Source organism: Streptomyces sp. NRRL F-5135 (genome assembly GCF_000719775.1).
Classification (GTDB): Bacteria; Actinomycetota; Actinomycetes; order Streptomycetales; family Streptomycetaceae; genus Streptomyces; species Streptomyces hebeiensis.
This window is the reverse complement of record NZ_JOHR01000009.1, coordinates 159,947-173,734: the sequence shown is the minus strand read 5'-3', so window position 1 is coordinate 173,734 and position 13,788 is coordinate 159,947. Positions and strand designations below refer to the sequence as shown.

Below are 13,788 nucleotides of genomic sequence, written 5' to 3'. Positions count from 1 at the left end.
GGTAGGGGAGAGAGCATGACGACCGTCCATGAACCGAGCGGACCGGCCCGGCCGGCCGGGCCCGGCGCCCCGGCCTCCGGGCCGCACGACCGCTACGTGCCCGCCGGGAGCGGTGCCCGTGGCCCGTACGCCCTCGACATCGACCCCGAGCGGGCCGGCTGGGCCTACAGCAGCCTGCGCGTTCTCGAACTCCCGCCCGGCGGCAGCCACACGCTGGCGACCGGAAACAGCGAGTGGATCGTCCTGCCCCTCGAGGGCGGTTGTACGGTGCGCACGGAAGGTGAGTTCTTCGAACTGCTGGGCAGGCGAAGCGTGTTCGGCGGAGCGACCGACTTCGCCTATGTGCCCCGCGACGCCCACGCACAGATCGCCTCCGGTGCGGGAGGCCGCTTCGCCCTGGCAGGAGCGAAGTGCGAGCGACGACTCCCCGCTCGCTACGGCCCCGCGCCGGAGGTTCCCGTCCTGCTGCGGGGCGCGGGTGTCTGCTCGCGCCAGGTCAACAACTTCGCCATGCCCGACGGCTTCGCCTGCGACCGGCTGCTCGCCGTCGAGGTCATCACCCCCGGCGGCAACTGGTCCTCCTACCCGCCGCACAAGCACGACGAGCACATCCCGGGGGCCGAGTCCGAGCTGGAGGAGATCTACTACTTCGAGATCGACCGCGGCGGGGTCGGCTACCAGCGTGTCTCGCCCTCCCGCCCCGGCGGCACGGACGTCCTCACCGAGGTCCGTACGGGCGACACGGTCCTCATCCCGGACGGCTGGCACGGCCCGGCGATCGCCCCGCCCGGCCGGGACATGTACTACCTCAACGTGATGGCGGGCCCCGGCGAGAAGCGGGAGTGGCTGATCAGCGACCACCCCGACCACGGCTGGATCAGGGACACCTGGCCGGACATCCCGGTGGATCCCCGTCTGCCGCTGTACGGGACGGGCCCGGGCCCCGCGGCCGAGGAGGACGCGCGATGACCACGACCCCGTACCCCGGCGAGGACGCGCGCGCCGGCGATGCCCCGGGCCTCGGCGCGGACCCGCTCCCGGAGGCGGACCCGCTCCCGGAGGCGGACCCGCGCACCGGTGAAGGGCCCGGCACTGGCGCGCGCCCGCACACCCGGCGCCTCACCGTCGCCCAGGCGCTGATCGCCTTCCTCGCCCGCCAGTTCACGGAGCGGGACGGCAGTCGCCGGCGTTTGATCAACGCCACCTGGGGCATCTTCGGCCACGGCAATGTGGCGGGTGTAGGACAGGCCCTTGTCGAGTCCCGGGCGGACATGCGGTACTTGCAGGGACGCAACGAACAGGCCATGGTGCACGCCGCCGTCGGCTACGCCCGCCAGAGCAACCGCCTCTCCGCCCATGCCGTGACCACCTCCATCGGCCCGGGCGCCACCAACCTCGTCACCGGAGCCGCCCTCGCCACCATCAACCGACTCCCGGTCCTGCTGCTCCCCGGCGACGTCTTCGCCACCCGGCCCGCCGACCCCGTCCTCCAACAGCTCGAAGTCCCCTCGGCCGGCGATGTCTCCGTCAACGACGCCCTGCGCCCCGTGTCGGTGTACTTCGACCGCGTCACCCGCCCCGAGGCGCTGATCCCCGCCGCGCTCGCCGCGATGCGGGTGCTCACCGACCCCGCCGAGACGGGCGCCGTCACCCTCGCGCTGCCCCAGGACGTCCAGGCCGAGGCGTACGACTGGCCGGAGGAGTTCTTCGCCGAGCGCGTCTGGCGGATCCGCCGTCAGGCACCGGACCCGGAGGAACTGGCCGAGGCCGTCACGCTGGTACGCGCCGCCCGGCGCCCGCTGCTGGTCGCGGGCGGAGGGGTGCGCTACAGCGGGGCGGAGGACGTACTGGCCGCGTTCGCCGACGCGACGGGCATCCCCGTGGCCGCCACCCAGGCGGGCAAGGGATCCCTGCGCCATGACCACCCCTGTGACGTCGGCGGCGTCGGCCACACCGGCACGGCCACGGCCGACGAACTGGCCAGGACCGCCGACCTGGTCATCGGCGTCGGCACCCGCTGGTCGGACTTCTCCACGGCGTCCGCCACCCTCTTCCAGAACCCGGAAGTCCGCTTCCTGAACCTGAACGTCACGGGGTTCGACGCCCACAAGCTCGCGGCGCACCCGCTGGTGGCCGACGCCCGTACGGCCCTGGAGGGACTGCTCACCGCCCTGGCCGGGCCGGCCGGCGGCAGGGGTGAGGGCGGTGAGGTCGGTCAGCGGCTCGAGGGCGGAGAGGCGTCGCCGTACCGCGTCCCCGCCTCGTACGAAGCCGAGTTCCGCGCGTCCAAGGAACGCTGGGAGCAGCGCGTCCAGGCGGCCTTCGACGCGGAAGACGAACTGCGCCCGCCGACCCAGGCGCAGGTCCTCGGCGCGCTCGACGCGCTGGCCACCGGTGAGGACATCGTCATCAACGCGGCCGGTTCGCTCCCCGGCGACCTGCACAAGCTGTGGCGGGCCCGCTCGCGCGACCAGTACCACGTCGAATACGGCTACTCCTGCATGGGCTACGAGATCCCGGCGGCCCTCGGAGTGCTGCTCGCGGCCCCCGAGCGGCCGGTCTGGGCCTTCGTCGGGGACGGCACGTACCTGATGAACCCCACGGAGATCGTCACCGCCGTCCAGGAGCGGCTGCCCCTGAAGGTCGTGATCCTCCAGAACCACGGCTACGCCTCCATCGGCGGCCTCTCCGAGGCGGTGGGCGCGGAGCGCTTCGGCACGGCCTACCGGTTCCGGGCCGAGGACGCCACGTACACCGGCGACCCGCTGCCCGTGGACCTCGCCGCCAACGCCGCCTCTCTCGGAATGCGGGTGATCCGCGCCAAGACGGTCCGTGACCTGCGCGAAGCACTGGCCCGGGCGCGGGCCGCCCGGGAGGCCACCTGTGTTTACGTGGAGACAGGGACGGGCGACACCGGGCCGGGGGTCCCGCCGGCGCAGGCGTGGTGGGATGTTCCCGTGGCCGGGACGGCGACCCGCGCGTCCGCCGTCAACGCCCGTGCGGACTACGACCGCCACGCCGCCGCCCGGCGCCGTCATCTGTGAGGGTCACCTGTGAGGGAGTACGCGATGAAGACCGTCCACCACTGGATCGGCGGCAAGACCGTCGAGGGCACGTCGGGCGACTGGGGCCCGGTCACCGACCCGGCCACCGGCGCCGTCACCACCCAGGTCGCGCTGGCCTCCGCCGAGGAGGTGGACAGCGCGGTAGCCGCCGCGAAGGCCGCGTACACCACCTGGCGGACCTCGTCCCTCGCCCAGCGCACCGCCGTCCTCTTCCGCTACCGCGCGCTGCTCGACGCGCGCCGTGACGACATCGCCGCGCTGATCACGGCGGAGCACGGCAAGGTGCACTCCGACGCGCTCGGCGAGGTCGCGCGCGGGCTGGAGATCGTCGAGCTGGCCTGCGGGATCACCACCCAGCTCAAGGGCGAGCTGTCCACGCAGGTCGCGGGCCGGGTGGATGTCGCGGCGATCCGCCAGCCGCTCGGCGTGGTCGCGGGCATCACGCCGTTCAACTTCCCGGCGATGGTGCCGATGTGGATGTTCCCGCTGGCCATCGCCTGCGGCAACACCTTCGTGCTCAAGCCCAGCGAGAAGGACCCGTCGGCGGCCAACCTGCTGGCGGAACTGGCGGCCGAGGCAGGGCTGCCCGACGGCGTGCTCAACGTCGTGCACGGCGACAAGGTCGCGGTGGACACGCTGCTCGCGCACCCGGACGTGGCCGCGGTCTCGTTCGTCGGATCGACCCCCGTCGCCCGCCACATCCACGCGACGGCCACCGCCCACGGCAAGCGCGTCCAGGCGCTCGGCGGCGCCAAGAACCACATGCTGGTCCTGCCCGACGCGGACCTCGACGCGGCGGCGGACGCGGCGGTCTCGGCCGCGTACGGGTCGGCCGGTGAGCGCTGCATGGCCATCTCGGCCGTCGTCGCCGTGGGGTCGACGGGGGACGAACTGGTCGCCAAGATCCGCGAGCGCGCCGAGAAGATCAGGATCGGTCCCGGTACCGACCCGGAGTCCGAGATGGGCCCGCTGATCACCAAGGCCCACCGCGACAAGGTCGCCTCTTACGTCACGGGCGCGGCGGCCCAGGGCGCCGAGGTCGTCCTGGACGGTACGGGACACACGGTCGAGGGCTACGAGGACGGCCACTGGATCGGCCTGTCGCTGCTCGACAAGGTCTCCACGGACTCCGACGCGTACCGCGACGAGATCTTCGGCCCGGTGCTGGTCGTGCTGCGCGCCGCGACGTACGAGGAGGGGGTGGCCCTGATCAACGCCTCGCCGTACGGCAACGGCACGGCCGTCTTCACCCGCGACGGCGGTGCGGCCCGCCGCTTCCAGCTGGAGGTCGAGGCCGGGATGGTCGGGGTGAACGTGCCGATCCCGGTGCCCGTCGGCTACCACTCCTTCGGCGGCTGGAAGGACTCGCTCTTCGGCGACCACCACATCTACGGCAACGACGGCGTGCACTTCTACACGCGCGGCAAGGTCGTCACCACCCGCTGGCCGGACCCCTCGGAGGCACCGGCGGGCGTGGACCTGGGATTCCCGCGCAACCACTGACGGGGCGCACGGCCCGGCGGCCGAGAGCCCACGGGCCCGGCAGCCGGGCCACCGACCGGGCAAGCCCGGGCCGACGGCGGCACCAGCGAGCGGCGGTGGCCCGTACGACGACCTGACGTCGTACGGGCCACCGCCGTTCGTCGTGTCCGCCGCCGTTCGTCGTGTCCGCCCGCGTTCGTCGTGTCCCGAAACGACCGGCCACCGACGGGCGGATTCACCCGACCCCGTGACCGACGGCACGACGCACGCGTTGACCGGACGCAGTCGTACGCGTCGCGCCGGTGCCCAAGACGCCGGCCGCGACTGATTCGCTCCGGTGGCCCGGCCGGACCGGAGACAGGAGGACAAAGATGTGTGGCATCGCCGGCTGGGTCTCCTTCGACCACTCCTTCGACCGTGACCCGCGTACCGCGTCCGCGACCCTGGACGCGATGACGGAGACGATGTCCTGCCGGGGCCCGGACGACTCCGGTACCTGGGCCGACGGCCCCGCCGGCCTCGGGCACCGCCGCCTGGCCATCATCGACCTGCCCGGCGGACGCCAGCCGATGACGCTCGGGACGCCGCGCGGACCGCTCGCGCTCGTCTACTCGGGGGAGACGTACAACTTCGCCGAGCTGCGCCGCGAACTGACCGGCCGGGGACACCGGTTCACCACCGACTCCGACACCGAGGTGGTGCTCCACGGCTATCTGGAGTGGGGCGAGTCCGTCGCCGAGCGGCTCAACGGCATGTACGCCTTCGCCGTCTGGGACGGCCGGGACCAGAAACTGGTGATGGTCCGCGACCGGATGGGCATCAAACCGCTCTACTACCACCCGACCGGTGACGGCGTCCTGTTCGGCTCCGAGCCCAAGGCGATCCTCGCCCACCCGCTCGCCCGGCCGCGGGTCGCGCTGGACGGGCTGCGCGAGCTGGCGGCCTTCGTCAAGACGCCCGGACACGCGGTGTGGGACGGCATGCGCGAGGTCGAACCGGGGACGGTGGTGACCGTGGACCGGAACGGCCCGCGCCGGAGCGTCTACTGGTCGCTCGAGACCCGGCCGCACGGCGACGACCGGGACGCCTCGGTGGCCCGGGTCCGCACCCTGCTGGACGACATCGTGCGCCGCCAGCTCGTCGCCGACGTACCCCGCTGTGTTCTCCTGTCCGGCGGCCTCGACTCCTCCGCGCTGACCGCGCTGGCGGCGCGTCAGCTGGCCCCCACGGGCGAGCGGGTCCGCAGCTTCGCCGTCGACTTCGTGGGGCAGGCGGAGCACTTCGTCGCGGACCGGCTCCGAACGACCCCGGACGCGCCGTTCGTGCACGACGTGGCGAAGACCGCCGGCACGGACCACCAGGACATCGTCCTGGACACCGACGCGCTGGCCGATCCGTCGGTCCGCGCCAGGGTGATCAGGGCCCGGGACATCCCGATGGGCCTCGGCGACATGGACGCGTCGCTGTACCTGCTCTTCCGGGCGATCCGGGAGCACTCGACGGTCGCGCTGTCCGGCGAGTCGGCGGACGAGGTCTTCGGCGGGTACCTCCAGTTCTTCGACGAGGAGGCGCGGCGGGCGCGGACGTTCCCCTGGCTGGTGCAGTACGAGAGGTACGTCGACGAGGCGGAGGTCCTGCGCCCCGAGCTGAACACGGCCCTGGACATCCCCTCCTTCCTGCGCGACAGCTACGCCACGGCGGTCGCCGGCGTCGAACGGCTCGGTGGCGAGAGCGACTTCGAGTACCGCATGCGCGTGATCTCCCATCTGCACCTGACGCGCTTCGTCCGCATCCTGCTGGACCGCAAGGACCGCATGAGCATGGCGGTGGGCCTGGAGGTCCGGGTCCCCTTCTGCGACCACCGGCTGGTCGAGTACGTGTACAACGCGCCGTGGTCGCTCAAGTCCTTCGACGGCCGGGAGAAGAGCCTGCTGCGCGAGGCGACGGCGGACGTACTGCCGAAGTCGGTGTACGACCGGGTCAAGAGCCCGTACCCGACGACGCAGGACCCGAAGTACGCGATCGCGCTCCAGAACCACGCCAAGGACCTGCTGGCGCGTCCGGCGCACCCCGTCTTCGACCTGGTGGACCCGGCGGCCCTGCGGCGACTGGCGGAACGGGAGAGCCCCCAGGTCACGACGGCGTCGAGGCGCGGTCTGGAGCGTGCGCTGGATCTGGCGCTGTGGCTGGAGATGTACGAGCCGGAGCTGGTGCTGTCCTGAGAGGGGGCGCCGCCCGGGGCCGGCCCCGGAGCCGGGGCCCCGGAGACCGGCACCTGGCCGGTGGCCGCTCAGTCGCCCCGGCGGCCCGCGGCGGACGCGTCGGTCCGGAGGTACTCCGCCAGCTTGCCTATGAGCCGGGCCGCGTTGTCCAGGCCCTGGGCCGTCTCGCCCAGTTCCCCGGCGAGCAACTGCTCACGCGGACCGCCCGGCTGATGCCCCGCGTCGGACTCGGGGCCGGGCACGGTCGTACCCCGGTAACCGACGGGCGAGCCGCCGGCCGGCGCGTAGTAGCCGATGAAGTCGGACCCGGCGCCGTCGGCGGAACCGCTGGCGGCGCCGCCGCGGGTGAAGAACTGGACCCGGGAGAGCTGGGTCTCGTTCGAGCCGCCGTTCCGGGTGACGAGCAGCCGGTAGCGGCGGTAGGCCGTGGCGTTGGCGAAGGTGAAGTCCTTCGTCTCGTGCCGGTGTGCGAAGCGTTCGCCCGAGCGGGAGTCCAGCGTCGTCCACGTACTGCCGTCGTGCGAGCCTTGGAGGTCCCAGGCCCGCGGGTCCCGGTCCGGGAAGTCGTTGGCCGAGGTCAGCTGGTACCCCACGACGGCGGCGGGCTGTCGGAGGGTGAAGTCCAGCTCGGGGGTGTCGTCGTGCGCCAGCCACTTGTTGTGGGCCTTGCGGAGCAGGTTGCTCGCGACCTCGCCCATCATCTCGAACTCGTCGCTCGCCTCGACGTCGGTGACCGTGTCGGTGATGTCGAGCAGTTCATCGACGCTGGTCGGTGCGGGGCCGCCCGAACCGGCCGGTCCGCCCGGTTCGGCGTCGGCGGCGCGCACGGTCACCGAGGCCGCGTTGCCGCGCCGGTCGCTCCAGGACACCCGCTCCACCGGTGCACCGCCGTCGTCGAGCAGCAGCCGCAGCTCCCCGGCCGGGCGCCAGTCCCCGTCCCGGCCCTCCTCCGTGGAGAACCGGTGCAGCGGCGCGCCGGCGGTGCCCTCGGGGTAGGCCCAGCGGTCCGCCAGGGTGCCACGGAACTCGCCCATGGCGCCGTCGGCGGCCCGGTAGTGCCCCTGGAAGCCGGCCAGGTCCTCGCGTAGCCCGATCGCCGCCTCCGCACCGTCGGCCGTACGCCAGCCGAGGTGCGCCGGGACGGCCCGGTCGCCCCGGTCGAGGTGGAAGAGCAGCCGGGGCGCGGGCTGCCAGGCGGTCGCGCCCGGCACGCGCCGCTCGGTGCTGAACGCGAAGACCGACCGGCGGCTCGCCCTGGCCTCCAGCGCGCGCCGCGCCCCGCCGCTGTCCCGGGCCGGGTCCACGGTGACCGCGGTCAGCCGCAGGATCCCCTCCTCGTCGGCGGGGCAGCGTATGGTCAGGATGTTGTCGCCCGGCGTCAGCACGCCCTCCGGAACCGACAGGACGGTGTCCTGGGACACGTCCCGGCCCTCGCCCCCGGACACCCCGTACGCCGCGGGCACGGCGAGCCGCTCCGCCACCAGCGCGCCGTTGAGCAGGACGTCCATGGGGACGCTCGCGCCGAGGGTCGTCACGGTGACGACGGCCTCGAAGCTCTTCTCCTCCCGGCCCGTCGAGAAGTCGAGCTTGATGTAACCGCCCGCGCCCAGCGCGAGGTGCGAAGGGGCGACCCCGCACCGGTGGTGGCCGACGACGGCGTTCGACAGTCGGGCCGGGGTGGTGGAGAAGTCCGCGAAGACCGGTTCCATCTCTGTTCCTCAAGGTGTCGTCCAGTGGTGACCGACAGAAGGCCGCGCAGCGCGGTTCCGCCGATGTGAGGAAGCTACCGGGCCCCACTGACAATCCGGCGGCGTGACCGCGTACAGCCAACGCGCCCATGCACACGGGGCGTTGGCCGCGAAGCCCCGTTCCGGGACGTCGTCACAGGTCACCGTCGGTTCACGGGACGGCGTCCGGAAGGGACAGCGTCGCCCACACGACCTTGCCCGGCCCGTCCCTGTCGTCGGCGCCCCACGCGTCGGCGAGCGCGGCCACCAGCATCGGCCCCCGCCCGTCACACGCGTCCTCGTCCGGTGTACGTCGCACGGGGCGTTCGGCGGAAGCGTCGTGCACTTCGATACGGAGACCGTCGGGGACCGGAAGGTAACGCGTCTCGATCCGCCGGCCCGGCGAGACCCGGGCGTGCCGGGCCGCGTTGGTGAGCAGTTCCGAGAGGACCAGCACGGCCGAATCCTCCAGCGCGGACAACCCCCACTCGGTGAGCGCCTTGCGCAACTCCAGACGCGCGAGGCTCACGCAGCGGGGATGCCGGGTCCAGCGCAGCACGACGGCCCGGTTGCCGTCGGACTCCCGCATCACCGGGTGCCGTTCGCCGAAGAGTGCGCGGCCCGCCGCTTCATTGCGATTAATCCATTGAGTGGCATGACGAAGAAACGGGAAAAGAACGGTCCCATTGTTGACGCTCCTCACAAGCGTTGGCCACGCCCCGGACCGATAACGGCGGCAGCGGGGGCAGGTCTTGCGCACGGACGCTCTGTTGTGCGCTAGTTGTCACCACTATCAACGGCCGCTGGCCGCAAGAGACATATCCGCACTGTCACCAAACAGCTTTGGAGAAAGCTGGTCACGCGAAAGAAGGTTCGACCGGGCGATGGAACTCAACAATGAAGGTGGGAAGCTCACGCCGCGAGTACGCTTGGCGATGCGGGTGCGCAGGCTGCGAGAGCGGAAGGGGCTGTCTCTCCGGCAGCTGTCGGAAAGGGTCGGGGGCTATTCGCACAGTTATCTGGGACGGGTGGAGTTGGGTTCCCAACTTCCGTCCGAGGCCCTGGTGAACATGCTGGACGATTTCTTCGACACGGACGGAGTTCTGGCTGATCTGCTGGAGATGGCGCACGACTCGGTCATCGCCGACTACAGCAGGAAAATCGTCAACAAGGAACCGGAAGCCGAGCGAATCCAGGTCTTCACGAGCAGCCTTGTACCCGGGCTTCTCCAGACCCCGGCCTACGCCCACGCGTTGTTTCCGGCGGTCATTGCCCGACGAGAGTGAAGAAGAGGTACACGAGCGGGTCACCGTCCGTATGCGGCGCCAGCGCATCTTCCACGGGGAGACCCCGCCGTACTACTGGGCGATCATGGACGAAGCCGCGCTGAAGCGGCCGGTGGGGGGCGCCGCGTGCATGGTGGAACAACTGGAGCGTTTACTGCGGGCCGCCGCTAGGTCTCGGACAACGGTTCAGGTGCTCCCGTTCGCCAGGGGCGCGCACCCGATGCTGGGTGGCGGGCTCACCCTCATGACCTTGAAGGACGGCGCGACGGTGGCCCTGGTCGAGAGCTTCGACTCCGGTGAAGGGGCGGATTCACCGAAGCGGGTGGTTCAGCTGACGGACCGCTTCGATCTTGCTCGCTCATTGGCGCTGACAGATGATGAATCCATAGAGCTCGTGCGCAGGTACCTGAAAGGGTATGAAGATGACGACGATTCCTGACGCATCCGCGCTGGCGGCTTGGCGCAAGTCGAGCTACAGCGACAACGGCGGGGGCGGTTGCGTCGAGGTGTCGGACGGCTGCCCCTCCGTCGTTCCGGTCCGTGACAGCAAGGCGCCGCAAGGTCCGGCCCTTGTCTTCCGGGCGACCGACTGGGCGGCCTTCGTCGGTGCGGTCAGGGCCGGGGACCTGTCCGCCTGACCGGTCCGGACGCGTGGCGGTGCCGCCCGCACGATTATTCGGTGGCCCGACCTGGTGGCCGCGCAGCAGGGTGGCCGTATGCAGGAGATCTCATCGCGTCGCATCCGGGCCGTGCACACCGCGTCCACCATCACCGTGTACCAGGCGTACCCGCCCGCCATCGGGCTTCCCGCCGTGCGCGACGGGCGGTTCCCGGCGGCGTGGAAGCGGGATCGGATGACGTGGGTCAAGCCGTCGTTCCTGTGGATGATGTACCGCTGCGGATGGGGGACCAAGGAAGGCCAGGAGACCGTCCTCGCCGTCGAGATCGGCCGGGAGGGGTTCGACTGGGCCGTCGGGCGGGCGTGTCTGTCGCATTACGATCCGGGCGTGCACGCCGACCGGGACGCCTGGAGACGGGAGTTGCGGCAGTCGCCCGTCCGCGTGCAGTGGGACCCGGAGCGGGATCTGCGGCTGAACGCGTTGCCGTACCGCTCGCTCCAACTCGGTCTCTCCGGCGAGGCCGCGCGGCGGTACGCGGACGAGTGGATCGTCTCCGTGACGGACGTGACATCCCTCGCGCACCGGATCCACGGGCTCGTACGCGTGGGCGGGCCGAGTGAACTCGCCGAGGCGGCGTCGCTGTTGCCCCGGGAGACCGACTACCCGGAGCCGTAGGCCCCCGCCACCCCGTGCGGCCGGAAACGGGCGGTTCCCGCGCTGTTTTCGGACCATGAGGTGTGTTTCGCCCGGACGGCCCGGCCCCCGGGTCACGCTGGTCGGTGGCGAGTGCCGCGACCGGCACGAGCACACCACCTACCGGGGAGCGGCCGTGAGCCATGCACCGGGTACCTCAGCTTCTCCGGCGCCGCCGCCGGACATCCAAGAGGCGGAAGATCTCGCGGACGTCGTCGTCACCGGGGGAGCCGGCTTCGTCGGCCGTCACCTCGTCGCGGCCCTGGCGCGTGCCGGTGCGAAGGTCACCGCCGTCGATCACGCCCCGCTCGGCCAGGACGTCGCCGCGCTGCCCGGTGTCCGCTACGTAGGGGCCGACCTGCGGGACTACGGCGAGACCCTGCTCGCCCTCGAAGGCGCCGACACCGTCTTCCATCTGGCCGGCAACGCCAGCGGGAACCTCTCCGTCGAGAATCCCCGGCTCGACTTCCACCTCAACGCGCTCGCCACCAGCAATGTGGGCAACGCCGCCCTCGAACTCGGCGTGCCGCGTCTCGTCTTCCTCTCCTCCGCCATCGTGTACGGCACCCCCGTGCACACGCCGATCGGCGAGAGCCACCCGACCGGGCCCTTCCTGCCGTACGGCGCGTCCAAGCTCGCCGGTGAGTTCGCGCTGCTGAGCCTGCACCGTACGGCCGGGCTGCCCGTCGTGATCGGCCGCTCCTTCGTGATCTACGGGCCGGGGGAGGACCCCCGCCGGGCCGGGGGCGAGGTGTCCCAGTTCCTGCGGTGGCAGCTCAACGAACGGCCGATCCCGGTCGTCGGCGACATCGACCGCAAGACGCGGGACTTCGTCCATGTCCACGACGTGTGCCGCGCCCTCGTCGCGTTGGCCGTTCGTGGGGCGGACGGCGAGATCTACAACATCGGCAGCGGTACGGAGGTGTCCATGCGGGCCCTGGCCGCCGCCGTCGCCGACGCCACGGGCCGGCCCGCCCGGCTGGAGGCCGACGACCGCAGCCTGGCGGACAGTTTCGCCCTGGTCGCGGACATCGCCAAGCTGTCCGCGCTCGGCTTCGCGCCACGGGTCACCCTGGAGGCGGGGCTCGCCGCGCTCGCTGCGGAGCTCGGCCCGTACCCGGAACTTCCCTCCGTGCGAGCCGCCTTCCGCAGGGAGCCGTACGCACGCAGGCGGCGGCTGCGCCCCGCCGTGCTCGAGGCCCGGATCGAGGACCCGCGCGAGGACCGGCGCGAGGCCCGGACTGGGGAACAGTACGAGGCGGAACGTGCGGGGCAGCGCGACGCGCACGGTACGGACGGGGTGCCGGCGTGCTCGCGCTGACCGGCGGCCGCGCCGTCATCCCCGAGGGCGCCGTCGCCCCCTGGCCCTGGATACGCGACGAGGACCGGACGGCCGTGCTCGGCGCGCTCGACCGGGCGACGCCCTGGCACTGGCCCATGGCCGCCGTCGAGGAACTGGAGGCGGCCTGGGCAGACTTCACCGGCATGCCCTACGTTCTCGCCGCCAACTCCGGCACCGCCGCCCTCCACATGGCTGTCTCCGCCGCCGGGGTCGAGCCGGGCGACGAGGTGCTGGTACCCGCCGACACCTTTCTCGCCTCCGCCTCTTGTGTGCTCCAGGCCAATGCCGTGCCGGTCTTCGTGGACACCGACATAGAGACGTTCAACCTCGATCCCGCCCGGATCGAGGAGCGGATCACCGACCGTACGCGCGCGATCGTCGCCGTGGACCTCAACGGCCTGCCCGCCCCGTACGACCCGCTGCGCCGGATCGCGGACCGGCACGGCCTGGCCCTGATCGAGGACGCCGCGCAGGCGCACGGTGCCACGTACCACGGACGGCCGGCGGGCGCGCTCGGCACGCTGAGCGCGGCCAGCCTGAACGGCTCGAAGTGCTTGTCGGCTCTCGGCGAAGGCGGGCTGTTCGCGACGCGCGACCCCGACGAACACCGGCTCGCGCGCCGGGTCCTGATGTTCGGCGAGGAACTGCCTGGTCAGGGGCGCGACTACAACGCCCGCATCATGGGCTGGAACTACCGGATCGACGTCCTCGCCGCCGCCTTCGCACGCTCGCAGCTCGGCCGGCTGCCCGAGATGTCGCGCGTACGGCTCGCCAACGGCGCCGCGCTGACCGCCGCGCTGGCGGGCGTCCCCGGCATCAGGCCGCCGGTGGTGCCCGACGGGCTGACCCACGTCTACTTCTTCTACCCCCTGCTCGTCGCGCCGGAGGAGCTGGGGCTGGCCGAGGCGGACGTGCCGGTCGCGGCCTTCCGTGACGCCGTCGAGCGCGCGGTGAACGCCGAGGGGCTCGGCATCATGCGCTGGCAGCCGCGGCCGGTGCCCGCGCAGACGCTGTTCCAGGAGATGCGTGGTTACGGGCGCGGCTGCCCGTGGACCTGCGGTCACGCGCGACCGGGGCACCGGTACCGGGCCGAGGAGTACCCGGTGGCGGAGGAGATCTGCCGACGGCGGCTGGTCCTCGGCCAGAGCTTCAGCTCGCTCGGGCCGCCGAACGACGAGGGCACCATGCGGCTGTTCGCCGAGGTGTTCCACAAGGTGCTGGTCGAGGAGCGCGACGCGGTCGTGGCGCTCGCACGCGGCTTGGCGCGTGACGGGGCGTACGACGATCAAGGGACCGCGTGACAGGGCGTACGACGATCACGGGGCCGCGTGACGCGCGTCGGGGCGTGCGA

12 protein-coding genes are annotated in these 13,788 nt (G+C 72.1%); 10 read left to right on the top strand and 2 right to left on the bottom strand.

Annotation, left to right across the window (positions count from 1 at the left end; genetic code table 11):
• Positions 1 to 15 precede the first annotated feature (15 nt).
• From iolB to asnB, 4 genes are all read left to right on the top strand, one after another.
• Complete coding sequence (gene iolB / locus IG02_RS0117715; RefSeq protein WP_051765207.1) at positions 16 to 969, top strand: 5-deoxy-glucuronate isomerase; 954 nt, start codon at positions 16 to 18, stop codon at positions 967 to 969.
• The gene (gene iolD, locus IG02_RS0117710) at positions 966 to 3,044 is read left to right on the top strand and encodes a 3D-(3,5/4)-trihydroxycyclohexane-1,2-dione acylhydrolase (decyclizing) (RefSeq protein WP_078854571.1); all 2,079 of its coding nucleotides are present in this window, start codon (positions 966 to 968) and stop codon (positions 3,042 to 3,044) included. The genes iolB and iolD overlap by 4 nt, the downstream gene beginning before the upstream one ends.
• A gap of 24 nt (positions 3,045 to 3,068) precedes the next feature.
• The gene (locus tag IG02_RS0117705) at positions 3,069 to 4,568 is read left to right on the top strand and encodes a CoA-acylating methylmalonate-semialdehyde dehydrogenase (protein ID WP_030748388.1); all 1,500 of its coding nucleotides are present in this window, start codon (positions 3,069 to 3,071) and stop codon (positions 4,566 to 4,568) included.
• A 350-nt stretch (positions 4,569 to 4,918) separates the two neighbouring features.
• Complete coding sequence (asnB, locus tag IG02_RS0117700; RefSeq protein ID WP_030748385.1) at positions 4,919 to 6,769, top strand: asparagine synthase (glutamine-hydrolyzing); 1,851 nt, start codon at positions 4,919 to 4,921, stop codon at positions 6,767 to 6,769.
• Positions 6,770 to 6,837: 68 nt separating this feature from the next.
• Here the strand turns inward: asnB and IG02_RS0117695 are convergent, their stop codons facing one another.
• Both IG02_RS0117695 and IG02_RS0117690 read right to left on the bottom strand, forming a co-directional pair.
• The gene (locus IG02_RS0117695) at positions 6,838 to 8,478 is read right to left on the bottom strand and encodes a discoidin domain-containing protein (protein WP_051765204.1); all 1,641 of its coding nucleotides are present in this window, start codon (positions 8,476 to 8,478) and stop codon (positions 6,838 to 6,840) included.
• A gap of 190 nt (positions 8,479 to 8,668) precedes the next feature.
• Positions 8,669 to 9,085, bottom strand: coding sequence for an ATP-binding protein (locus IG02_RS0117690; protein WP_030748381.1), 417 nt, complete (start codon positions 9,083 to 9,085; stop codon positions 8,669 to 8,671).
• A gap of 295 nt (positions 9,086 to 9,380) precedes the next feature.
• Between IG02_RS0117690 and IG02_RS42890 the strand changes: the two genes are divergently transcribed.
• From IG02_RS42890 to IG02_RS0117665, 6 genes are all read left to right on the top strand, one after another.
• A complete protein-coding gene (locus IG02_RS42890) occupies positions 9,381 to 9,782 on the top strand; it encodes a helix-turn-helix domain-containing protein (RefSeq protein ID WP_234314793.1) in 402 nt (133 codons plus the stop codon).
• Between the two features lie 31 nt (positions 9,783 to 9,813).
• Positions 9,814 to 10,221 (top strand): DUF5753 domain-containing protein, encoded by a 408-nt coding sequence (locus IG02_RS42885; protein WP_234314792.1) that lies wholly within the window; start codon positions 9,814 to 9,816, stop codon positions 10,219 to 10,221.
• On the top strand, positions 10,205 to 10,420 hold the full coding sequence (locus IG02_RS0117680; protein ID WP_420707760.1) for a DUF397 domain-containing protein: 216 nt from the start codon (positions 10,205 to 10,207) through the stop codon (positions 10,418 to 10,420). The genes IG02_RS42885 and IG02_RS0117680 overlap by 17 nt, the downstream gene beginning before the upstream one ends.
• 78 nt (positions 10,421 to 10,498) lie before the next feature.
• Positions 10,499 to 11,077: a DUF4291 domain-containing protein gene (locus IG02_RS0117675; RefSeq protein WP_030748376.1), complete on the top strand. Its 579-nt coding sequence runs from the start codon at positions 10,499 to 10,501 to the stop codon at positions 11,075 to 11,077.
• Positions 11,078 to 11,231: 154 nt separating this feature from the next.
• Entirely contained in the window at positions 11,232 to 12,416 is a 1,185-nt protein-coding gene (locus tag IG02_RS37860; RefSeq protein WP_234314791.1) for an NAD-dependent epimerase/dehydratase family protein, read from the top strand.
• Entirely contained in the window at positions 12,404 to 13,738 is a 1,335-nt protein-coding gene (locus IG02_RS0117665; protein ID WP_030748370.1) for a DegT/DnrJ/EryC1/StrS family aminotransferase, read from the top strand. Before IG02_RS37860 ends, IG02_RS0117665 begins: the two co-directional genes overlap by 13 nt.
• Positions 13,739 to 13,788 lie beyond the last annotated feature (50 nt).

Coding starts and splice junctions, on each gene's coding strand:
- iolB (WP_051765207.1), top strand. CDS start 16: ATGACGACCGTCCATGAACCGAGCGGACCGGCCCGGCCGGCCGGGCCC.
- iolD (WP_078854571.1), top strand. CDS start 966: ATGACCACGACCCCGTACCCCGGCGAGGACGCGCGCGCCGGCGATGCC.
- IG02_RS0117705 (WP_030748388.1), top strand. CDS start 3,069: ATGAAGACCGTCCACCACTGGATCGGCGGCAAGACCGTCGAGGGCACG.
- asnB (WP_030748385.1), top strand. CDS start 4,919: ATGTGTGGCATCGCCGGCTGGGTCTCCTTCGACCACTCCTTCGACCGT.
- IG02_RS0117695 (WP_051765204.1), bottom strand. CDS start 8,478: ATGGAACCGGTCTTCGCGGACTTCTCCACCACCCCGGCCCGACTGTCG.
- IG02_RS0117690 (WP_030748381.1), bottom strand. CDS start 9,085: ATGCGGGAGTCCGACGGCAACCGGGCCGTCGTGCTGCGCTGGACCCGG.
- IG02_RS42890 (WP_234314793.1), top strand. CDS start 9,381: ATGGAACTCAACAATGAAGGTGGGAAGCTCACGCCGCGAGTACGCTTG.
- IG02_RS42885 (WP_234314792.1), top strand. CDS start 9,814: ATGCGGCGCCAGCGCATCTTCCACGGGGAGACCCCGCCGTACTACTGG.
- IG02_RS0117680 (WP_420707760.1), top strand. CDS start 10,205: ATGACGACGATTCCTGACGCATCCGCGCTGGCGGCTTGGCGCAAGTCG.
- IG02_RS0117675 (WP_030748376.1), top strand. CDS start 10,499: ATGCAGGAGATCTCATCGCGTCGCATCCGGGCCGTGCACACCGCGTCC.